This is a genomic window from Ensifer sp. NM-2, assembly GCF_003024455.1.
GTDB lineage: Bacteria > Pseudomonadota > Alphaproteobacteria > Rhizobiales > Rhizobiaceae > Ensifer > Ensifer canadensis.
In genome coordinates this window covers 313,072-334,057 of record NZ_PVZR01000005.1, presented here as the reverse complement: position 1 = coordinate 334,057, position 20,986 = coordinate 313,072, and the positions used below count along the sequence as shown (strand labels likewise).

At 58.6% G+C, this 20,986-nt stretch carries 20 protein-coding genes and 7 pseudogenes; 13 read left to right on the top strand and 14 right to left on the bottom strand.

Annotation, left to right across the window (positions count from 1 at the left end; all coding sequences use genetic code 11):
• Positions 1 to 433 precede the first annotated feature (433 nt).
• Positions 434 to 2,101 carry a transposase gene (locus tag C6558_RS40320; protein WP_199197011.1) on the top strand — a complete coding sequence of 556 codons (1,668 nt, stop codon included), beginning with the start codon at positions 434 to 436 and terminating at the stop codon, positions 2,099 to 2,101.
• A 605-nt stretch (positions 2,102 to 2,706) separates the two neighbouring features.
• Here C6558_RS40320 and C6558_RS13395 read toward each other — a convergent pair.
• Positions 2,707 to 2,937, bottom strand: coding sequence for a type II toxin-antitoxin system RelE/ParE family toxin (locus tag C6558_RS13395; RefSeq protein WP_245449161.1), 231 nt, complete (start codon positions 2,935 to 2,937; stop codon positions 2,707 to 2,709).
• A gap of 73 nt (positions 2,938 to 3,010) precedes the next feature.
• On the bottom strand, positions 3,011 to 3,256 hold the full coding sequence (locus C6558_RS13390; RefSeq protein WP_057214015.1) for a type II toxin-antitoxin system ParD family antitoxin: 246 nt from the start codon (positions 3,254 to 3,256) through the stop codon (positions 3,011 to 3,013).
• Positions 3,257 to 3,370: 114 nt separating this feature from the next.
• On the opposite strand from C6558_RS13390, the pseudogene C6558_RS13385 reads away from it, so the two are divergent.
• Positions 3,371 to 3,682: pseudogene (locus tag C6558_RS13385) on the top strand (recombinase family protein); the annotation flags it as partial.
• A gap of 90 nt (positions 3,683 to 3,772) precedes the next feature.
• Here the strand turns inward: C6558_RS13385 and C6558_RS13380 are convergent.
• Both C6558_RS13380 and C6558_RS40735 read right to left on the bottom strand, forming a co-directional pair.
• The gene (locus C6558_RS13380; RefSeq protein WP_107027339.1) at positions 3,773 to 4,345 is read right to left on the bottom strand and encodes a type II toxin-antitoxin system VapC family toxin; all 573 of its coding nucleotides are present in this window, start codon (positions 4,343 to 4,345) and stop codon (positions 3,773 to 3,775) included.
• Position 4,346: 1 nt separating this feature from the next.
• Positions 4,347 to 4,694, bottom strand: a complete 348-nt coding sequence (locus C6558_RS40735) for a hypothetical protein (protein WP_245449159.1) — start codon at positions 4,692 to 4,694, stop codon at positions 4,347 to 4,349.
• Between the two features lie 127 nt (positions 4,695 to 4,821).
• On the opposite strand from C6558_RS40735, the pseudogene C6558_RS13370 reads away from it, so the two are divergent.
• The 3 genes and pseudogenes from C6558_RS13370 to fic all read left to right on the top strand — a co-directional run bounded on the left by C6558_RS13370 (position 4,822) and on the right by fic (position 7,374).
• Positions 4,822 to 5,804, top strand: a pseudogene (locus tag C6558_RS13370) (tyrosine-type recombinase/integrase).
• 39 nt (positions 5,805 to 5,843) lie between these two features.
• Positions 5,844 to 6,106: pseudogene (locus C6558_RS41620) on the top strand (hypothetical protein).
• A gap of 170 nt (positions 6,107 to 6,276) precedes the next feature.
• A complete protein-coding gene (fic, locus tag C6558_RS13360; RefSeq protein ID WP_107027338.1) occupies positions 6,277 to 7,374 on the top strand; it encodes a protein adenylyltransferase Fic in 1,098 nt (365 codons plus the stop codon).
• Between the two features lie 106 nt (positions 7,375 to 7,480).
• Here fic and repC (C6558_RS13355) read toward each other — a convergent pair.
• A pseudogene (gene repC / locus C6558_RS13355) lies at positions 7,481 to 7,678 on the bottom strand (replication initiation protein RepC); the annotation flags it as partial.
• Entirely contained in the window at positions 7,666 to 7,914 is a 249-nt protein-coding gene (locus C6558_RS13350; RefSeq protein WP_107027399.1) for a helix-turn-helix domain-containing protein, read from the bottom strand. The gene C6558_RS13350 and the pseudogene repC (C6558_RS13355), both read right to left, overlap by 13 nt.
• A gap of 164 nt (positions 7,915 to 8,078) precedes the next feature.
• Here C6558_RS13350 and C6558_RS41615 point away from each other — a divergent pair, with 164 nt between their 5' ends.
• From C6558_RS41615 to C6558_RS41600, 5 genes and pseudogenes are all read left to right on the top strand, one after another.
• Entirely contained in the window at positions 8,079 to 8,702 is a 624-nt protein-coding gene (locus C6558_RS41615) for a hypothetical protein (RefSeq protein ID WP_371412265.1), read from the top strand.
• Positions 8,703 to 9,030: 328 nt separating this feature from the next.
• Complete coding sequence (locus tag C6558_RS41610) at positions 9,031 to 9,354, top strand: ABC transporter substrate-binding protein (protein WP_244494640.1); 324 nt, start codon at positions 9,031 to 9,033, stop codon at positions 9,352 to 9,354.
• A 188-nt stretch (positions 9,355 to 9,542) separates the two neighbouring features.
• Positions 9,543 to 9,965 (top strand): ABC transporter substrate-binding protein, encoded by a 423-nt coding sequence (locus C6558_RS41605; RefSeq protein ID WP_371412264.1) that lies wholly within the window; start codon positions 9,543 to 9,545, stop codon positions 9,963 to 9,965.
• Positions 9,966 to 10,247: 282 nt separating this feature from the next.
• Positions 10,248 to 10,410 (top strand): annotated as a pseudogene (locus tag C6558_RS13335) (ABC transporter permease subunit); the annotation flags it as partial.
• A 13-nt stretch (positions 10,411 to 10,423) separates the two neighbouring features.
• A pseudogene (locus C6558_RS41600) lies at positions 10,424 to 10,836 on the top strand (ABC transporter ATP-binding protein); the annotation flags it as partial.
• 209 nt (positions 10,837 to 11,045) lie between these two features.
• On the opposite strand, the gene repC (C6558_RS13325) reads toward C6558_RS41600, so the two are convergent.
• The 3 genes from repC (C6558_RS13325) to repA form a co-directional block, all read right to left on the bottom strand.
• Positions 11,046 to 12,278, bottom strand: coding sequence for a plasmid replication protein RepC (repC, locus tag C6558_RS13325; protein ID WP_107027336.1), 1,233 nt, complete (start codon positions 12,276 to 12,278; stop codon positions 11,046 to 11,048).
• A 196-nt stretch (positions 12,279 to 12,474) separates the two neighbouring features.
• Positions 12,475 to 13,503: a plasmid partitioning protein RepB gene (gene repB / locus C6558_RS13320; protein ID WP_107027335.1), complete on the bottom strand. Its 1,029-nt coding sequence runs from the start codon at positions 13,501 to 13,503 to the stop codon at positions 12,475 to 12,477.
• Complete coding sequence (gene repA, locus C6558_RS13315; RefSeq protein WP_107027334.1) at positions 13,500 to 14,723, bottom strand: plasmid partitioning protein RepA; 1,224 nt, start codon at positions 14,721 to 14,723, stop codon at positions 13,500 to 13,502. Before repA ends, repB begins: the two co-directional genes overlap by 4 nt.
• A gap of 324 nt (positions 14,724 to 15,047) precedes the next feature.
• Here repA and C6558_RS13310 point away from each other — a divergent pair, with 324 nt between their 5' ends.
• The gene (locus C6558_RS13310) at positions 15,048 to 15,302 is read left to right on the top strand and encodes a hypothetical protein (protein WP_146160893.1); all 255 of its coding nucleotides are present in this window, start codon (positions 15,048 to 15,050) and stop codon (positions 15,300 to 15,302) included.
• A 47-nt stretch (positions 15,303 to 15,349) separates the two neighbouring features.
• Here C6558_RS13310 and C6558_RS13305 read toward each other — a convergent pair whose 3' ends face one another.
• Entirely contained in the window at positions 15,350 to 15,748 is a 399-nt protein-coding gene (locus C6558_RS13305; RefSeq protein WP_057213992.1) for a single-stranded DNA-binding protein, read from the bottom strand.
• A gap of 818 nt (positions 15,749 to 16,566) precedes the next feature.
• Positions 16,567 to 16,752: pseudogene (locus C6558_RS13300) on the bottom strand (hypothetical protein); the annotation flags it as partial.
• A gap of 75 nt (positions 16,753 to 16,827) precedes the next feature.
• Between C6558_RS13300 and C6558_RS13295 the strand changes: the two are divergent.
• Positions 16,828 to 17,319, top strand: a complete 492-nt coding sequence (locus tag C6558_RS13295) for a hypothetical protein (protein ID WP_107027332.1) — start codon at positions 16,828 to 16,830, stop codon at positions 17,317 to 17,319.
• 342 nt (positions 17,320 to 17,661) lie between these two features.
• On the opposite strand, the gene C6558_RS13290 is transcribed toward C6558_RS13295, so the two are convergent.
• The gene (locus tag C6558_RS13290; RefSeq protein WP_057213982.1) at positions 17,662 to 17,892 is read right to left on the bottom strand and encodes a hypothetical protein; all 231 of its coding nucleotides are present in this window, start codon (positions 17,890 to 17,892) and stop codon (positions 17,662 to 17,664) included.
• Between the two features lie 380 nt (positions 17,893 to 18,272).
• On the opposite strand from C6558_RS13290, the gene C6558_RS39915 reads away from it, so the two are divergent.
• A complete protein-coding gene (locus C6558_RS39915; RefSeq protein ID WP_158268932.1) occupies positions 18,273 to 18,725 on the top strand; it encodes a hypothetical protein in 453 nt (150 codons plus the stop codon).
• A 37-nt stretch (positions 18,726 to 18,762) separates the two neighbouring features.
• Here C6558_RS39915 and C6558_RS13280 read toward each other — a convergent pair whose 3' ends face one another.
• Positions 18,763 to 19,083 (bottom strand): DUF1515 family protein, encoded by a 321-nt coding sequence (locus tag C6558_RS13280; RefSeq protein WP_244494635.1) that lies wholly within the window; start codon positions 19,081 to 19,083, stop codon positions 18,763 to 18,765.
• A gap of 484 nt (positions 19,084 to 19,567) precedes the next feature.
• Positions 19,568 to 20,866 (bottom strand): bifunctional sulfur transferase/dioxygenase Blh, encoded by a 1,299-nt coding sequence (gene blh / locus C6558_RS13275; protein ID WP_107027330.1) that lies wholly within the window; start codon positions 20,864 to 20,866, stop codon positions 19,568 to 19,570.
• Between the last annotated feature and the right edge of the window lie 120 nt (positions 20,867 to 20,986).

Here is a 20,986-nt window from a genome sequence, read left to right as displayed (position 1 = left end):
AGCGCTCCACTTTTTTTCAGGCCATTGCAATATCGAACATCAACGGCAGCTTAGGACTTTGCGAGCAGCGATAATCGATGAGCGTTGATTCTGGAGCTCGGGCGTGACAGTGCGACTCAAACCGCAACGTCGGCCGCCGCTTCCGGCGCAATTTCCCCAAGGTACCCAGGCTTTGAAAGCTCCCTCCCCTTGCTCGGCCTGAAGTCGTTACGTGAAAGTTCGGCGTCGTATTTACCGCTGAGCCCTTCAATTAAAATCGTAAAGCAAAAGCCACACCCAATCTGCCCCATTTACGATTTTTGGTAACCGGGGCAGATTTGGTGGCGGACTTTTCGCCGGATTGCTGACGGAAGTGTGCATAAGTGAAGAGTGGCCTTGTCGAGTGGCGCCCAGGGGATTCCGTGCCGGGGGCAAATCATGATTCCCTTCAACCATGGCCAAGAAGCGACTTGCCTCGCCCGAACATGCCGACACGCTTTCGCTGAAGGCGTTGCGCGAGCTCGTGACGGGTCTGGTCGATGAGGTCAGCAAGCTGTCAGCGGAGGTCACGACCCTTCGCGCCGAGAACGCCGCCCTTCGCGAAGACAATGCGGCGCTGCGGCTGGAAAACACCCGGCTTAAGGTCGACAACCAGCTTTTGCGCGACGAGATCGCGCGGCTGAAGAACCTGCCGCCCCGACCGCCGTTTCGACCGTCGGGCATGGACAAGGCGACGGATGACAAACGCGACGCGCCGCAGGCAGCCAGGAAGAAGCCACGCGGCCCGAAGCTCGATCTAAAGCGGGTGAGCCGCGAGGAAATCCTGCGCGTCGGTGTTCCGCCCGGCTCGCGCTTCAAAGGCTACAAAAGCTGCCATGTGCGAGAACTGATTGTCACAGCCGAGCTCGTGCATTACCGGCGCGAATGCTGGATCACGCCGGACGGCGAGACAGTGCTCGCGCCGTTGCCGCCAGGGGTCGTCGGCGGCTACGGCCCAAACCTCAGGCGGTTTTGCCTGATGCTGCACGCGCAGGGGCAGGTGACGATGGAGCGGCTGACGACGTTATTGAACGATGTCGGCGTCAGCGTCTCCAAGCGCCAGGTCGTGCGACATTTGACCCAGGGACTGGACGGCTTTGCTGCCGAGGATGCGGCGGTGCTGCATGCCGGCCTTGTCTCGGCCCCCTACATCACCGTCGATGACACTGGCGCCCGGCATCAATGCGATAACGGCCACACCACCCAGATCGGGGCCGAGCACTTCACCGTCTTCCGCACCACCGCTTCAAAATCCCGGCTGAACTTTCTGTCGCTGCTGAGAGGCAGCTATCACGACTATGTCTTGAACGACGCCGCCTTCGACTATCTGGACAACCGCCGCGCCGATCCGGCACTCGCGGCCAAACTCCGCAGCCATGAAACGCGGCGCTTTTCCAACCAGGTACCGTTCCTCGAATACCTGGCCGGCAAGGGTATCGACATCTTCGACAGGCAGGCGGTCCGCGTGCTCGCGGAAGCCGGCATCTGGGGATCCATTCGCCATCACGGTCTTCTTGGCGACACCGTGATCGTCTCCGACGATGCCGGCCAGTTCCGGGTCGGCAACCACGCCCTGTGCTGGGTTCACGCCGAGCGGCTGCTGCAAAAACTGATGCCGGCAACACCGCGGCAGGTCCGGAAGGTCGAGACGGTGCGGGATCTCGTCTGGCGGTTCTACCGGACGCTCAAGAGCGTCAGGCGAAAGGCCCCGCCCGGCCTTGCCGCCGCATTCCACAAACGCTTCGCGCGGATCTTCTCGCTGCGCACCGGCTATCAAGAGCTCGATAAGCTTCTGGCTCGTCTCTCGCGCCGGAAGGACGAACTGCTCAAGGTGTTGGAACGGCCGGGTATCCCGCTGCACACCAATGCCTCGGAGAACGATCTGCGCAGCTTCGTCACCAAACGAAAAATCTCCGGCGGCACGATGAGCCGGGATGGTCGCGTCGCGCGCGACACCATGCTTGGGTTGATGAAGACCTGCCGGAAGCTCGGCCTGTCGTTCTGGCACTATCTAGGCGACCGTCTCGGCCTCGAGGGCCAGGCTATTCCGCCGCTGGCTGCCCTGGTCGCAGCAAGAGCCTAGGCGTCCCTCCCCTACGATCGACTGGGCGTTGCCCCACCACCGCCGACGCCGGCGTCTTTGCTCTTCTTCACCCTATGGTATGATCCACATCGCGACGCGCTTCGCCCATCAAAGCGGCACGGCCACCAAATTTGCCCCGGTTACGATTTTTGCGCCTCGATTGGGGTATTCATCGTCGGTTAACCATATGAATTAACGTCTTAAATTTCGCCAACGGAAGTGAATTTCCTTCATGTTTCCGTCATCCGGACACCGAACTTCGCAGCCTCTCACTATCGATAGGTTTCAAGTATCGATAGTGAACCATCTGAAGACGTTCTCTTGGCATTTCAGTCGTCATGGCTCACTGAAAATGCCTGGTTTTCCGGGATTCTGGGGCGATTTCGCCCAGGATGGCCGGACTCCCAACACAGACTCTCGAGATCAACTGACCAGACTTTATATCCAAATTTTGGTCAGTAAGTGGATCGTTTCACCCAGCGTTTCCAGTTGTGCGGAGCCTTGCCCCATTGTCGCAATGGTGAGCCGCAAAGGCGCCGGTGTCTGGTTGCCGAGGGCGATCACCCCGCAGAGCGCGAGGATATTGGTAGCTGGGTCTCGGGGTGTTACTCGTCCGTGTCGGCCGAGGAAAACAGCTCGTCGATGTCACGGTGTCCCTCGATGATGTTGACCACCTCGAAACGTTCGTCGACATAGCGGAAGAAGATAACATATCCCTTGAACGCCGAGCTGCGGATATCGGCACGTAATTCTGGCCGTGATCGGCCGAGCGTGCCGGGGAGGTCGGCCAGTGTCCGACATTTTTGTCGGAGTTCCCCGATAAAGCGACGGCCCACGACCAAGCTGCCGCTTCGAGAATATTGAGCAGGTCAGTGAGTGCCGAAGGCAGCATGCGAAGCTGCGGCACGCTTAGAAGCCTTCCTTGGTCAGCTGGGCGGCCTTTGCCTCCAGCGCAGCATCAATTTCTGCATCCGACGCTTCACCGCCATCGGAAATCGACTTATTGAGCAGGGTAGTCAAAGCCCTCAGCTTCTGTTCCCGTTCCTCGACCAGGCGCAGACCTTCGCGCACAACTTCGCTGGCGGAACCGTAACGACCGTCCTTCACGATGGTGGATACAAAGGCTTCCCAGCGGTCACCAATAGATACGTTCATGTCGCACCTCCTATTGCTTGGTAGGATGCCACAATAACGATCTTTGCGCAATTACTGACATTGCGGCAATACCTCCGATGCAAATGATCAAACCTAGATTCGGGTGGCGTGACGGTTAATCTCGTTCATGAGCTTGACGAAAAGGGTGCGTCACTCCGTGTTCTTGAGCCCGAAGTCACGACAGCCGGAAGCATGGGTCGAATGGTCATCACCATCCTCGGCATGGTCGCCGACATGGAACTCAAGTTCATCAAGGACCGGCAAAGAGCTGGTATCGACGCGGCGAAAGCTGGCGGCGTCTACAAGGGGCGGAAGAAGAACGTTGACGATGACGAAATCCGCAAACGGATAGCTGCTGGCGCGAGCAAGACGGCGGTCGCTCGTGATCTGAAGGTTTCCAGGATGACTGTCTACCGAGCCTTGGAAGGTCAAGCCTCGCCGTCAGACTCTATGTGATCACGAGATCGCTATCTGTTCTTTGAGTTGGCCAAAATCGCAGCTTCGAGCCGCCTGGGCCTAATTGGTGGCTGAACGGTAGAACAGGACCCGGCCATTCGGCATCAGTTGCAGCAGGTAATCGAAATCGCTCACATTGGCCGTCAGAACGGTAAGACCAAGCTTTTGCGCCTGCAGGAACAGGACGCAGTCGTGAAGAGCGCGCAGCCGAGCATCGCGGTGGTAGCCCTGCAGACGACACAGCATGCCGGACAGTAAAGCGGCCCGCCCCAGAACATCGACATCGGGTGCAAACACACGATGGGCCGGCATCGCCTTAACTGTAGTCCTGATTTGTTGAATGGCTGTTTTCGTGCCTTTGTGCACCGGATCGAGCACGCCGACGGTGTGCATCAACTCCTGGATGGCGACGGTGGAGTGATTGCTGTGGCGGATATCAAGCAAGCTCGCCACAACTTCTGGCGCTCGCCCTTGCAAGCCATCGATGTAGACACACGTGTCGAGTAGCAGTTCCAGGCCGGCTTCGGCCGGCTCCTCGAGGAAAGGCAGCTCTCTGTCTTGGCGCCTTGAAAGGGTCCGGCCAGGATCAAATCTTGCCCAGCGAAAGGCGGCATCGAAATCAAAATCGGACAAGTCAGAATCCGAGTTTCAAGTCAGGGTCAACCGTGCCGCGAGTCTTGCGAAAAACAGATCCGAAATCGTCGTCAAGTGCTACCGCCGCCAATGCGAACTCGATCAGATCAGTGTCGGTTTCGATGCCGGTGTGCCTCTTTGCCTGTTCGATGAGAGCGGGACTGATCCTCCCGCCGATCCTTTTGCTCTTTTCGCCCAGGAGACCGGAATGTTCAGCCGCTTTCATGACCGCATCAACACGCTCCTTGCTGCTAGCAGCGAACCTGCCGGCCTTCACTTTGCCCACGACCTTTTCCAGCACCGCCTTTTTTTCCGCCGCCCGCTCTTCGGCACTGCTATGTTTTCCCATGACGAAGCCTCGTGTCTGACAAAATCAAATTTCGTCTAACATAATGCTGTTCATCCTCGATTTCAAGCCGGAGCCAACGAGGGATACCGGTAATCAATAGCCCGCAAGGAGTTCGGCGGTGACCAAAATGAAAGCCACTGACGCGGTGTTGGTTCGGGCTGAGCAGCTCGATGCGCTCGATGCAATCCTGCCCTTTGACCGCCGTGACCAGCTCGCTTCCCTGCTCACGGACGACGATGTTGCGACGCTGAAACACCTTGCCCAGGACGGCATGGGGAACAATACCCTGAGGGCGCTTGCTTCTGACCTCGGCTATCTCGAGGCCTGGTGCCAGCTCGCCACTGGCACTCCCCTCCCCTGGCCGGCGCCCGAAAGCCTGCTGTTGAAATTCATCGCCCATCACCTCTGGGACCCGGCTAAGCGGGCCGAGGATCCAGGCCATGGCATGCCGGCAGAGGTGGAAAGCGGCTTGCGTTCTCAACGCCTCTTGCGCGCCGACGGGCCACACGCCCCGCAAACCGTTCGACGCCGGCTAACAAGCTGGTCGATCCTCACCCGTTGGATCGTGCGCTGCTTCTGGCCGCGTTCGCCTCCGGCGGACGCCGCCGATCTGAAGTGGCAGCGATGCGCGTTGAGGATCTCAACGATGAGGACCCGGTTCGGACCGATCCAAACGACGAGAAATCCCCTCCCCTCCCCTGCCTGTCGATCCGGCTCGGCCGCACGAAGACGACGACGAGTGATGACGACGAACATGTACTGTTGATCGGCCGGCCAGTGGTTGCGCTGAAACGTTGGCTGGAGGCAGCCAATATCGAAGACGGGCCGGTGTTCCGACGCATTGACCAATGGGGGAATATCGACCAGCGGGCGCTGACGCCGCAGTCGGTCAACCTGATCCTGAAGGGCCGCTGCAAACATGCCGGGCTCGACCCGACGCTATTTTCCGCGCATGGCTTGCGGTCAGGTTATCTGACCGAGGCTGCCAATCGGGGCATCCCGCTCCCTGAAGCCATGCAGCAGTCGCTGCACAAATCGGTGACGCAAGCGGCGCGCTATTACAACGACGCAGAGCGCAAACACGGACGGGCAGCGCGGTTGATTACGTAGCAAAACTTCGGAAGCCGAAGCGTTCTGTGGCTCAGAAAGATGTCCATTGTTGCAGGAAATGGTCCTATCGGCTGTCAACGCCGGCTGAGCAACTAGCGTGCAAGATATCAGACCCAGCCAGCGCTCTCTCTTTCGATGCCTCGGCCTTTTCCTTCTTTTCGGAGGTACACTAAAACCTGCAGGTCCTGTTCCTCGACGAGATGCACGTAGATCCGACCACAGCCTTGGATGTGGCACAAAAATTCTCCGCCCTTGCCGGGTATCCGCTTCCGTTGGCGCGCTCTGGAGTCGCCGCCAGATAATGGCCGAGCTGAAAATAGTCAAAGCTAGATACGGTTGACGTGACGGAACATTATCGATTGAAAGCAGTCAAATATGTCGATAAAATCCGATTTCATCGACACGTTTAGGCGACGTGTCGTCGCCAACGACATATCCGGAGACAAGTTCAGCCGGACCAAAGGAAGTTAGTATGCCGTTCTGGCCCGACCGCCCCTACAACGATCTGCCAGCATTGCCGCCAGGCCAAGACATTGAAACGAAAGTTGTCCTCAAAGCCTGCATTGCCGCGCGCGCAGCTCTGGCGGAACTCAAGGTAGCCGGAGAACTCATTCCAAACCAGTCGGTGCTGATCAATTCTATCCCGTTGCTCGAGGCACAAGCGAGCTCAGAGATCGAAAACATCGTTACGACGACGGATCGCATGTTCCGCTTTGCCGGAGATGCGGGACACTCGCCCGACTCCGCAACAAAAGAGGCTCTGCGTTACCGCACCGCGCTGCACCAAGGCTATCAGTTGCTTAAAGAGCGGCCAGTTTCAACCGCGATGGCAATCGAAGTCTGCCGGACGATCAAGGGAATTGACCTCGACATACGCGCCACGCCAGGAACCGCGCTCTACAACGAGGCCACGGGAAAAGTCATCTACACGCCTCCTGAAGGTCGCGATCTCTTGAGGGAAAAGCTTTCGAATTGGGAGCGTTACATCCACGAGGCCGAAGACATCGATCCTTTGGTCCGGCTCGCAGTCATGCACTACCAGTTTGAGGCGATTCACCCCTTTATCGATGGCAACGGTCGAACCGGGCGTGTCCTCAATCTCCTTTACCTCGTCGACCAGGGTTTGCTTAACATACCCGTGCTCTATCTCAGCCGCTACATCATTGGGAACAAGCGAGCCTACTACGATCGGCTCCAGCGGGTGACGACCGAAGGCGCCTGGGAGGATTGGATCCTCTATATACTCGCGGGCATCCGCGAAACTGCGGAATGGTCAAACGAGAAGATCCATGCGATCCGCGATCTCCTCGATGAGACAGGCGCGCGTATGCGTCGCGATCTGCCCAAGATCTATTCCCGCGAGCTGGCGGAGGTGATTTTCGTCAACCCCTATTGCCGAATCTCAGACGTCGTTTCAGCCGGTATAGCAAAGCGTCAAGCCGCAGCGCTCTACCTGAAGGCCTTGGTCGATGCCGGAATTCTCACAGAGGTAAAATCTGGCCGCGAGAACCTTTACATCAATCCGGCTCTGCTCGAACTCCTCACCGGAAACGACCGCAATGAAGTCTGATGCTCGTGTCCGGATGCAGGGTAAGGTTCGGCACAGCTGAAAGTGCCGCCTCCCCAAAAGGTGGAATCCACCCGATCCAATCTGGACGATTCGTTCACTTTCTGCGTCACGACGCCTTGCGCCCCGGGGCGCTGTTCGCCCGCATCAACGCCATCAGCACCGGTCCGAGCGAAAACTCCCCTCGCCGCGCCTTTTCCGTCAGGTTTCGCAGATATCCGCCGGCGGAATTAATGTGCCCTGCCTTTTCGAGAATGGAGGCCATCGTCGCGGCCGCATTCTCCGGCCCCATGCTTACAAAATCGGCCTCTTGAAACGAACTCCGACGCCGCTTCCATTCTCCGGGATGAATTCGATACCAGCGGATTCTAGCGCCTGCCGAATAGCTCTCAAGTTAGCACTCGTGAGAGAGGTCGCTCCATCCTCCACCTCCGCGCGGCTCACCGTTGCCACCCCAACGCCGGCTTCTTTTGCAAGATCCTTTGCGCTCCAACGAAGTAGCGCGCGCGCTGCGCGGACCTGGGCTCCGGTGATTTCGTTCACATCATCTGATTTCGAATTGATCAATTTGATCTCGTGTGCTACCTAAGCGTTACTTGAGGCTGAGTTCACTCTCGAATGCTGTCATCAAGTGAACTGCGGCTGGGTTCGGTGCGGGAACACCGAACACAGCCTGACCACAACCTAAGCTGTAGGGAGCTCGGATCATGGCTGATTCCGACAATAGCAGAACTTTATCTGCGGTCACGATGGAAGACTTCCCTTCCCTCGGATCGACGGCCCCTTTACCCACATATCAAGAGCTTTCCGCGACCAAGACCCCGACCTTGGGACCGTTCGATGACGATCCCGTACTCGCGGTTTGGCATCAATGGCGCATTGCGTGGCAGCGTCTGGACGAATCACAGTTGCATCAGCAGCGACTCGAAACGTCACTCCTCTCGGTAGCCTCGACAATCCGGGACGCATCCGGATCCGCGCCAACGGCGGCTTCGCGGGCTTACGACGAGGCCCTCGAAGCAGAGGACCGGGCGTCTATTGCAGAGGACCGGGCAGCGGAGGACTTGTGGAATACTCCGGCGCAATCTGTTGCCGGTGCAACGGCCAAGCTCCAAGCCGTTGTCATCAGGTCGCAACCGTCCCCCACAAGCCAAGAAGATCCATGGCCACAAATCCGCTCCGTCATCGCCGATCTCCTGAAGATCAATAGCGCCTCGGCCGGGAGACCGGCGCATTCAGCTTTTGTCGTCCCAGCGCCTGTCGATGTTTCAGGGCGGCGGAACAGTGATGTCCCAAGTGCGCGTGTGATCCCCGGTTCGCCGTCAGTCTGACCGCGCGACTACGCCTTGCATGCATTTCGCGCTGGAAGCCACGCGTTGGGGAGTACTCCAACGCGGCGTTCCGACTCTATCAAGATCCAAAACAAGGAACCGCACATGAAACTGGGAAGCCCTATTCGCCAACGCCTATTTTCGACACTGGTGATCTCGGTCATGCTCGGAAGTGCTCCTTAACGCCGGTCCAGGCACAAGACCTCGGAGAGCTGCGGATCGCCACGTCCTACAAGCTGATGACGCTCGATCCGCAATACGCCTATCTCAACGAGAACACCTCGCTGCTGTCGAACATCTACGAGCGGCTCGTCGATCAGGAGAGAAGCTGGAGCTGAAGCCTGGCCTTGCTAGGCGACCACTGTCTGGCACCCAGTGGGAGTTCAAGCTCCGCGACGACGTCCGCTTTCATGACGGCTCAACCTTCACTTCGGACGATGTCGTCTACACGATCGAGCGCATCCGGGACTTTCTCAAACCGCTAAGCGGCGGCTTTCTCTCCTATGTGAGCGCCATCAAATCGGTCTCGGCACCGGACCCTCTCACCGTCATCATCGAGACCAATGGCGCCGTTCCCAACCTACCCCTCGTTTTCTCCTCCATGTTCGTGATCAACCGGCCTCCGAGGGTTTTCAGACGACGGAAGACTTGAACGCAGGTCGTAGCCCTGTTGGCACAGGACCGTACAGCTTCGAAAGCTGGGCTCGGGCGAAACGTTGCAACTCATGCGAAACGACAGCTACTGGGGCGGCAAGCCTGACTGGGCGAAGGTAGCGTGGCGGCGCTCAGCACTGGTGAAGTCGATGTAGCCGATCCCATCCGGCTCGCGATGTTGCTTCCGTGAAACAGCGCAACGCGAAGGTTGCGAGTGTGGAAGCTGCCCGCGTCAACTTCGTGCAGTTCGATGTCGCACGAGAGGTGCTTCTCGGTGTGACCCCTAAGTCGGGCGAGCAGATCCCCAATCCATTCAAGAACCCCTTGGTCCGGCCGGCGCTTGCGCTGGCTGTCGACCGGGGCATTCTGATCGACAAGATCCTGGCGGGCTATGGTACGGCGGCGGCACAAGTGTTCCCACTGGCCTGCCGGGCACGTCGGCGAAACTGCAGCCACAGGAGCCGAACTACGACGAGGCAAGGGCCGCTTCTGGCCAAGGCCGGCTTCCCTGATGGCTCAATCTTATCCTCGCCGGACCCGCCGGCCGCTATCCCGGCGACGCCGAAAGCCTTCAGGCTGTCGCACAAAGCTGGGCCGGAATTGGCGTGATCGCCCAGCCGGCAGCAGCACCCTTCTCGGTGTTCAACACGAAACGGGCGCCCGGCGACTATGCCGTCTGATACGACGGCACCTCCCGCGAGGCGGCCGACTTCATTCTGCACGCGCTTCTGGCGTCGCCGAGTCCGACGAGCGGGACCGGTGCCTTGAACTTCGGAAAGTATCGCAACGACACTTTCGACCAGATGCTCGCAAAGGCGGAGGGCATTGAGGTGGGGCCGGAGCGAAACGCGGCGCGGCTTGAGCAACCGAACTGGTGATGGCCGACCAGGTGAGACGAACAAGTCCTACATGGATGCGGCCAGATTGCTGCGGCTACCGACCTTCCGGATCATCTTCCGGGCATTTGCTGCCCAACAGCATCGCGCCGCCGGTCACCCTGATCCCGATCGAGGTCGGTCACGCTGTAGCGCTTGAGGCAACGCTCTCCTTCCTTCGATGGAATCGAGTTTGATGTATCGAAGAGCGGCCGCCGCGGCCACCTGCTTGGTCGCGTGCAGATGATCTTCCAGGATCCCTCCGTATCCTTGAACCCCAGGATGAGCATCGACGAGACGCTTGGCGAGAGAATTCGGTTTGGCGCAAGGAAAGGCCCCAGGGGAGCGCCATCCGCATCAGCGCTCCGGCGGACAAAAGCAGCGCGTTTGTATCGCCCGTTCCTGGCTACCTCAGATCACTGTCGCGGATGAGCGACATCAGCGCTCGATGTGTCCGTTCGGGCCGAATTCGTCGCGCTTCGAAAGACACGATCGCCGAGCGGGACATGACGATGATCGTCATCTCCCATTATCTGGCGGTCGTCCAGGAGGTCTGCAGCACCGTCTACATCTTCAAGGATGGTCGGGTGGAAGACTTCGGGCCCGCCGCGAAAGTCTCTGGATGTCGCCTTTGAGGTTTGTCTACTAGCAGCGGCCAACCCACCGCCCCCTCGACAGGGGCAGGTTCTCGACACCGCTGGCGCCGGCCCCCTGGCTTGCTGACAGATGCTCGCCGGTTCGACAGCTCTGGCGGGGCGGGGTCAGAGATCCCATGCTCTAGAAACCCTGACAGCTGTCAGGGTTTTGTGTGAAGTCATGGTACCGCTCCGTGATCATGAACGCTGCGAGAGCTAATACCTTTCGCCCTCAACAACGACATCAAAACTGGCCCCAGCGAAAATTGCCCTCGTTTTGATTTCGAAGTTAGAGCCCGCATGTATCCGCCTGCCGAGTTTATGTGCCCTGCCCGCTCGAGGATGCAGGCGATCATGACAGCCGCATTTTGCGGTCCGATCGCATCGCACGCTTCCTGATAAGCCGATGGAGTAACACCAAGCATCGACCTGACGATGACGGATGCCGACGTCAGATCCCGCCAGCTGGCTACCCGCCCATTCGGGCCGTATGCAACGATTTCAGGGCATGCCCGCAACACCATGTCCAACGGAAACACCTTCAGCGCTACGTTAGCCGGTTCCCTGTTTTGGCCAGGCATAGCTCGCTCTTCGACATCAGAGCCCGGTTCAAGTTCATAGAGGGATTCGGTATTTGAACTCTGTTTGTGGTGCTCATTCTGATCATCATTGGCGCTCAAAAATTCCGCTTTTTGCTTTATATCCAATACGTTGAGGACTTCTTCACGCAGCATCTCCATTTCCTCGAGAAGGCCATGAAGATCGGACAAGAGGGGTGCACGTGGGATTCGGCGCACGAGCTCGAGGTAAACGGCCTCCAGCTTCTGCCAGTGGCCGTCGGCCCCCTCTCCGATTGCTGCGGAGATGAGCTTGCGGACGTCACGCCGGCATATCGTGAGATCTTCCTTGGCCCTGCGGTATGCGATCCTGTCAGCGCAAACCCGCTGTGCCATCTGGGCGAGCTCCTCTGCGCGCATGAGCAGCGGCGATAAATCGAATCCAAAGGCACTCTCGACCGAGCCGCTCTTGTTTTTGCGTGCGTAGCGCTTGCCGTTGGCACTGTCCCTTCGGACAATCAGCCCAGCTTCGACGAGCTGCGCTAAGTGCCGACGAAGCGTCGCGCCCGCGATACCGTGGGCTCTGAGGGTCAGTTGAGCGTTCGATGGAAAAACGACAAGTTGGGAACCCTGCCTTAATTCATTCTCGGGATAGAAGCTGAGGAGCGCTTCCAGGACCGCCAAACTGCGATCCTGGACGCCGAGGAATTTCCGCGCCTCGGATGCATCCCGGAAGACCTTCCACTTGTCTGTCGTTTTGTCGGATCTGATTTCTTTCGTCGCTATCTGCCGGCTCACCAAGGCAAGCGTTATCGGCCGCCGCCCAAAGGGCGTCGTCACATGTCTGCTCTCCATTTTCTTTCACCTTTCAAGAGGCAAAAGAAATCCGCTCACCAAATTAACGGTGCCAAGACTCTTGACTGGGATTCGGGGAAATGCGATTCTCGAGTTGTCACACTTTGAGAGAGGCTTCCACGACGGCAACGTTTAGGGGGCCTTTTTCTTTTGCAGCGCTTCCTTTCCTGTTACGTCTCGAAAACCCTGACAGCTGTCAGGATTTCTCCTGTTCATGTTCACTGGCAAAGCGCTCAGCAAGGCTGGGCAACTCCGCCTGTAGAAACTTCAGAAACTCAGTCCCCAGCGATCCCTCGGCTGCAATTCGGACCTCTTTTGGAGACGCCACCAAGGTGGCAAGCAGCCTACCGCGTTTATCCGATATCGCCGGCGGATCCCTCCTTGGAGGGACGGGCTTGACGGTGTTCAGAAGACGCTGGAAACGCTGATCGGAGGTTTCAGTCGCGTCTAATTTCTCCACCAGCGCGGCCCGGAGTGTTTCGATGGCCGTCGGGACATCGCTAACCATCTTGGCAAGTTCGAGCCAACGTGGCCGTCCGATCTTTGGGGCACGGCCGATAGCCTCGATGATCTCGGCAGGAACGGCCCTGTATACGTTCCGCATTCGCGCCAATTCGGCATCTTCTATCGCCAGAGCAGCGTAGATATAGCGCGGTTTGATTCCTGCCTGGTCCATCCGCGATGCAAACAACGCCCGCTCGATCCAGGTGAGATCCTGGCGGTTCGCATTTTCGATGCCTTGCGCGAGGACAAGATCGAGATCCGAAATTTCGACTTCGAGGGCCAGCAGGGGCCTGCCAAGCTGTCGAGCAGCAAGCCAACGGCGATGGCCGTAGACAATCTGAAAGCGATCGGGACTGGAGGGATGCTTGCGGACCTGAACCGGAACCTTCTGTCCCTCTGTTTCGATCGAGCGCTTAAATGCCTCGAAGGTCGCCCCATCATCATCATCAGGCAGTCTGTCCGGGTACGGGGAGGGATCAACGTGTGAGGGATCCAAGTGCCGAACAGCGGCTGCACCCGAGTCAATGAGGGCTTTCAGCCGGTCTCGTTCTGATCGGATGTCGTCGATTGCACGGTGCGCGGCGGCGACGACACCGGCTCCGACACGGTTGCCGCCTAACGGCACCGGGGTAGCCGGCTTTTGCCCGACCAATTCGGTTTCCAGCTCCGATGATAGCAGCCCAAAACTGGCGACGATTGATTTGCGAGGAGATTTGCTCATGTCCGTCCCCAGCTGTCATTGATCAGGCGAACGATTGCCTCATTAACTGCGTCAACAGCTTCGCGGGCACGCTTTTGCGTATCGCGTCCAATCTGTCCCATCTCGAGTTCATAGAGGGAGCGCTTTGCAAGCCCGGCGGCCTCGACCGCAGTACTCTCAATGGCAGTCGGCAACAGTACGTCGGAGCCGAACAGGTGCCTCAGCATCGCGACGACCTGGGATTGCGGGGCGTCATTGGGGTCGTGCCGTGTTATCAGGTATCGAATGAAATCCTGATCCAGCTGGGCTCCGCTCTCGTTCAGAACGCTGATGAGATCGCCCATCATTAGGAGGAACTGGTTCATCGATGCGACATCGAGCATTGCTGGATGGACAGTTATGATCATGCTGGTCGCGGCGTATATCGCGCTCAGCGTGAGAAACCCGAGCGACGGCGGCGTATCCAGAATAACGACGTCGTAATCGGCCTCGACCTCGGAGAGTGCAAGCTTCAATCGCTCGAAGAAGATAGCGCCAGAACCCGATTTGTTTGCCAGAACACGGGGTGTCTCATGCTCATACTCCATGACTTCCAGATTTCCCGGAATCAGGTCGATGCCATCGAAGTATGACTTGCGGATAATATCGCGGATAGGTCGACGTTCCGCCTCATCATAGCGAAGCGCGGCGTAAATTGTTTCGTTTGGCCCAACATCGACCTCCGGCTGCGCGCCAAACATGGCGGACAGGGACGCCTGAGGGTCCAAGTCGAGCGCGAGGACGCGATAGCCGTGGAGAGCGAGATAATGACATAGGTGGACGCAGGTCGTCGTCTTTGCGCTGCCGCCTTTGAAGTTGGCAATCGCAACAACTTGGAGATGCTCCCCGGCACGGCGGCGTGGGAGGAACCGCAAGGCCTCTGCGGGTTTCTGCTTGGCGAACAATTCCCGCAGCTCATTGATCTGGGACAGAGTGTAGACGCGATGATTGTTCTCGAGCCGATTGGGCACGGGTCCACGTCCTTCGGTGGACAGGAGCTTGAGGGTGGAATCCGGTATGGACGTCAGTTTCGACACTTCATTGGTCAGGAACGAACGCAGGGCCTTTTCCGACTTTGGCGGATACATGCGAGTTCTGAGCTGCTGCAATTGCCCAGACAGAATCCCGGCATGCCGCATGATTTTGTCGCCGGCATCTTCCTTGGTGCCCACGACGGGTTCTACTCGGTTTGCTATCGCCATTTTTACCTCTTGGCGGCCTTCGGTCGGTTTGAAGGCCGTTACCCGCCAAGGATAGACATGTTTCTCCGAGGCGGTCCAGAAGTTTAGGGTTAACAAAAGGTTAACGACACCGGCCTTCTGGCACAGGACTGCAGGTGGACTTTCTGGTCTTTTCCTAATCTTTTCCGTTTGTTAGCGCGAATACGCTGCCAATTGTTCTACTGTGAATCATGCACGAGCGAAGGTCATCATCGAGCAGCGACAGAGATCTCTTCGCACCGCATTGGGACCCGAACACCTGTTTGGAGCCTGTATAATCCAACCACAGCGCAGCGATTCTATTTCGTGCTCATCTCCACCGCGATTTCCGTAGTCCAGAAAGGCATGCGGGTCATCGCGATTTCGGAAGAGCAGGGCACCAACAACTCCCTCGACCCCATCAGCGGACATGATCAACAGCATCGGGGAGAACCGGTTCCATTCACCGGCCAGCGGCGATCGGCACGCCGTCTTTCGCTGAAGGAACTTCAGCAGAGCACGGAGCTAGCGAGGGAAGTCTATGGAGGCCGCAAGCTTGATCTTTCCATAGCCTTGGGCTGACAAAGAGAGTACCCGGCGGTTTTGGTCACCGAGTTCTCAGCTGCGGCTCAGAAGGGAATGCCATCGCCGTCAATGGAGCGGTCGTGGCTTTCGTACTTGTCGGCACGGCTGAGGAAGTCCACCGTCTCTGCGATAATCTCGCAGCCATAGCGCTCGTTGCCCTGCTGGTCGGTCCATTTGGTGTAGTGGATGCGGCCGCGAACCAGGACCTTCATGCCCTTCTCGCAGTATTTCTGGATTGTCTTGCCGAGGCCGTTGAAGGCGGTGATGCGATGCCATTCGGTATCCTGAACCCGATAGCCGTTCTCGTCTCTGACGGCCTGCCCTTCAATGTGGCGGAAGCGCGAGGTGGCAAGCGTGAAGTGGGTGATGCTGTTGCCGCCTTGGCTGGTGCGGGTTTCGGGCTCCTGACCGATGTTGCCGGCGAGAATGACGATATTCTGCATTTGATGTCTCCGTTGCTTCTGTCCGAGGGACCGTCCCTCCGACGAGACCCGACCAAGTCCCGTCGGATGGCGCCTGCACCGACGCAGTAGTTAGCGGAGGCCGACCCCCAGGAGCCCGGAGTGGTGCGGGCAGGCGCTTGCGCCAACTCGGTCCGAAGCCTGGGGGTTGCGGGCGGAAGCCGAACGGGCTTAGGGGATCAGTCAGGTTGGAGGGATTGTCCTTCGGCAGAGTCAATCCGGACGTTCAGCGGAATCTTCGTTCTTGCCGGCATCCGCCGCGACATGCTGGAAAAGGCTCACCCTACCGCAGCGGAGATTACTGCCCTTACGATCCGCGCTCCGGTTCTTGCTAAAGGCGGAGTGATGTGGGGTGAAGCTTTCAGGGTAGTCAGAGCCATTTCTATCGGGCGACGGAATTGGACGCGGGCCTTTCTCGCGAAGCGATATTGCAGAATGCGCCAAATAGTCGAGGCAACCGAATTGCTGGTGTCAGCCGACTTTGAGGATGAATTTAGATCAGATCCGGCTTCCGCGACTTGACGATTTCCCAAGCGTCAGACGTTGGTCTCGTCGGCGGCTCGAAGCCGGTCGGGTCAGGCCCACGAATGCGCATTGAGGCAACAGTTGCTGCGGATTTCTGCAGGCCACGTGCGCAATGGCAACCTGGTGGTGGTCGGGCGCGTGGTCAGCGCGAAACTATGATTGGTTGCGACGGGGCGGGGAGGGCGGCGCGCAAGTGCCGGTAGAACCGTTTGTCAGCTCGCCCGGCCGAAGTCGAAGCAGGCCGAGCCGAGGCAAATTGAAACTTCGTCTCAGCCGCCGCGCTTTGCATAGGGCGTCGGCCTATCGAACACCCGATCCATCTCGCGCTGCACTTCGAGCCGACCACCCTTGGCCGTTTCGTTCAGCGTCAGCATGATGGCATAAGGCAACTGCTTGCGCTCGATATCGCGCAACGACCGCTCAAAGCGGGAGAGATCGAACTGGATTTGACCTTCGATCACAGGTAGTCCCAACGGGCGAATTGCAAAAGTTTTCAACCCAGAGAATGCTGAGCTTCACTCTCAGGAGGCAAGCTGGTGGGTTGGACAGGCTTTATCACATCGATTTGCGTCATCGCCGTGCTGTGGGCCAGCCTGCTTACAACGACGTCCATCTCTCGAAGCGACCAATTTTTGCTGGGAACCGCTTTGTTGGTCGCCACGTGGGTGTGGGTCTATTGGCACCGCAAGTTCAGCTTTCCCTTTTTCCGATGGGTCAGCGGAGGCACCTGTTTAGCTGCAATGGCGGTCGGCGCTTTCGCGCTCCTGTATAAAGACGGCGACCTCGGCTGGATTGCTGGTTACTTGTTCATCGTAAGCTTGGTATCAGCGGTCATCACCAAGGTCGCTGACGACACACCCTCCCCACCAAAAGAAGATAAAGCCGGTGGTGCGCCCCAGCCCAGGACGCGCGTGCAGAGGCAAGTATTGGTCACTTGCACCACCTGTGCGGGCAGTGTTCTTTACGGTGACTGCCCTACCTGCAACAATGTCCGGTGGTGGTACGAACTCCGCTACGTGGACGAATAGCGCAGCGCCGGGATTCGAAGACAAGTGCGATAGACGCTCACATGAAACGGATACCGCCGCGCATGCAGCGTCAAAGCCATTGCGCGGAACCAATCGCGAATTGCACGGCTTGCACGCGCAAAAATCCGTGCAGTACGTCCGCTTTGTTCTCATTTTTCAGAGTGGGAAGGCCCCCTTTCGCCCGCGTCGTTCGCAGCCGGAAAGGCGCCATTCTCCCATGCCGAAGCGCCGGAAGCGCTATGGGACAAGGTAGTAGATGCCGGGATGGCTCAGGCGCTAGGCACTCGCCCCGATTGAGTGTGCCTCCATCGTCGTCGATACCCGGTGTCGCCTGAGCAGCCGCTATTCAGGGCTAGATGCCATCAGCTCGGCCACCTGAATATCGCGCGCCAAAGACATAGAATCCCGCTCTCCATTGCAGTTTCTCCGGCTCACGTTCTCCTTTGCAAAATTTTCCATCTCCTCGATTGCGAGTTTCATCAGTTGCGTGTGGCCTTTGACGCGATCCACAAAGAGCTGGCGCGATCCGGCATGCGATCCGCCGTTGGCCCAGGAGGCGGTTTCTTTCTCCATGTTTTGGCCATTCCGCACTAGCGCATGAAAGGCGGAAAACGTCTAAGCTGCAAAGGTCCCAAGCTGAGCGCCCTAAGGAACCATTTTCCTCACTCAAGGTTATTTAACCAATACCTAATTTAGTGAAGTCGAAATGAATGTGGTACGTGAACTTCTAATAACCACCGGTCTGGCCGTGGTGTCGGCAGGTTTCTTAGCAATAGCCGTCCCGGCGCAAGGGCAAATCACTGAGCGCTCTATTTTCCCGGGTCAGTGTAGCCCGCGTGGAGCGGCCAACATCATCAATGATGGCGGAGGAGAAAAATGTCAGCCGATCCCGGCGATAAACGCAATCGCAACAGGTAACACGGGTCGGACCCGCACCAGTCGGGGCGGCGGCGGTGGCGGCGATCCTGGTAGTGGCGGCGGTGGTTCCGGCTCCGGCGGCGGCGGCGATGATGGCAATGGCGGCGGTGATTCCGGCTTCGGCGGTGGCGGCGATCCTGGTACTCGCGGCGGTGATTCCGGCCACGGCGGCGGTGGAGATCCTGGTACTCGCGGCGGTGATTCCGGCCACGGCGGCGGTGGAGATCCTGGTACTCGCGGCGGTGATTCCGGCCACGGCGGCGGTGGAGACCCTGGTACCCGCGGCGGCGATTCCGGCTTCGGCGGTGGCGGCGATCATGGCAGTGGCGGCGGTGATTCCGGCTTCGGCGGCGGTGGCGATCCTGGGTACTGGCGGCGGTGATTCCGGCTTCGGCGGCGCCGGCGATCCTGGCAATGGCTCCACGGGTGAACCCGCGCCGCGGGCGACGGGTTGGTCCGCTGAAGGCGCATCCCTTACCTATCACTAAACTACAAAAAGAATGCGCCTGATTGCCTCGGCGAAACTCACGCCGAGAGCCATCGCCGCAATACCTGTGATCCTGGGCGCACCGACCCCATCAGCTTCCAACGCTTCACGTCATCGGTGACCGGTTTCATCTCCGCCGCGTCGGCAACAATTGTTGCGCTTGACGTTTCGAGATGACCAACGCGACCGACAAGCTCATCCATGCGGCGATGCACGCCTGCGCGACTTTCGGCCGCCTTATTCTCCGCGCGGTCGGCGCCCTCTTCGATCCGGCGCAATGTGTCCTGCAAGGCGCGCATTCCTGCCGTCGGTTCGCGAAGGTGGCGACCGACCGTCGCTGCTGTTTCTGTGGCTGCCATCTACTGCCCTTCCCGTGCCTTACACATCCGGCATTCGCCCAGACGCCGCCGGCGCAAAGGCCGACCCATTCGAGAGGGCAGGCCGAACCTTGCCCGAAGCCGAGAAATGCTCGCCAGCGCGAAATGTGCTGAAAAAACGGCCTCTTCAAAAAAGATGAAAAGGCCAGTTTTCAGAAGCATGATGGAGTGCCACTAAACCACTGAACATGTCCGATGTTCCGAAGACGCACCATTTGGGTTGGGGAGAGACCTCCAATTGAGCGGCGCTACGGCGCCATCGCAAGCGCAACTAACCATGCGGCCAGAGCCACCAGGAGCCAAAGCCTTGCCTGTCTGAATCGCCGGCGGCGCGCACCTTCCCAATCGTAGGACATGATGTTCTCCTGTAACGCGGCGGGAGAATGCCTCAATCTAAACGAGAAAAAAAGATCAGAAGCCATGCTGCGTGTGGATTGTTGTCTCGTTAAACGTAAAAGACGCTTTCTTATCGCCAGGCCGCTTTGTCGAAAGCGCCAATTGGGATTTTCAGATGCGGCCTGCCGTCGCTTCCTGGCTCGGGAAGGCGGCCCGCGCGAAGATTGACCTGAAGGGCGTGAAGGATGAGCTTCGGCAAAGGTAGCTGGGCGTCCTTTTCGACGCGAAGTTTAACGAAGTCTTCAAGCGAAAGACCTTCGAGATGAATGTTGGTCTGTTTTTGCTCCGCCACCGTGCTTTCCCACCGGGGAGCGCGGCCGTGGGCCTGGTAATCGTGCCCGGTAAACACCCGCGTAGTGTCTGGAAGAGCTAGGATTCTTTGGATCGACTGCCAAAGCGAGCTCGCATCTCCACCTGGAAAATCGGTGCGAGCCGTGCCGCTATCGGGCATCAGAATGGTGTCGTGAACAAAAACGGCATCACCAATGATATAGGTGACGGAGGCTGGGGTGTGACCTGGCGAATAAAGGACCCTCGCATCGATCGAGCCGACATTGAAGGTGTCGCCGTCCGCAAACAACCGGTTCCAATGCGCTCCGTCGGCAGACAGGTCCGGCCAATCGTAAATAGTTCTCCAGATTTTCTGAACCTCGACGATCCGATCGCCGATGGCGATTGGGGCGCCGGTCTGCCCCGCGAGATAATAGGCGGCCGAGAAATGATCTGCGTGGGGATGAGTGTCGAGGATCCACTCGACCGAGAGCGCGTTTTCCATGACGTATTGGAGGATCGCGCTGGCATTCATCGCGCCGATTGCGCCTGCCTTTTCATCATAGTCGAGTACGGGGTCGATAATGGCGCAGCTGCCCGTTTCAGGGTCGGACACAACGTACTGGATGCTGCAGGTGCGCTCATCGAAGAAGCCCCTGACGTTCGGTCGCTGCGCGAAATGGTTCTCCAACCAGGCGATGGCTTCGGTCAGGTCAAAACCGTGCAGGTGGCCGAATTCCTGGACCTCGGAGCGACGCATGCGGCCAGCAAGGACCTCGCCGATCGCGTACAGATGGAGGGCACGCCTTCCTGACTTGCAGTGCGCCACGACCGGTCCCTCGGCTTCATCAAGAGCTTCTTGAAATGCGGCAACCTCGGATTCTGTTACCGTGGGGAGGGTCACGGGGATGAATGTGTAGGACATCCGAGCTTTCTTCGCCGCGGCAGCTTCCTGCTCGCTGCCCGGCTGCTCCTCGTCCTCTCCATCGGGCCGCACATTGATCAGCCCGGTAAAGCCCTGATCTGCAAACGACTGGAACTCGTCCGTCGCGGGCTGAGCCATGATGCTGAGCTTTTCATTGACCTTGGTTATGATCATGAAGTCCTCCTGGAATCCGATACAAGCTGAACGCCGCCAGCGCTTGTGTGTTCCTCGGCCGCTCCAGGATTGCCATCCATGGCCAGCTCCCACCCTGGGCCAAGGTCCGGAGGCCCAGAA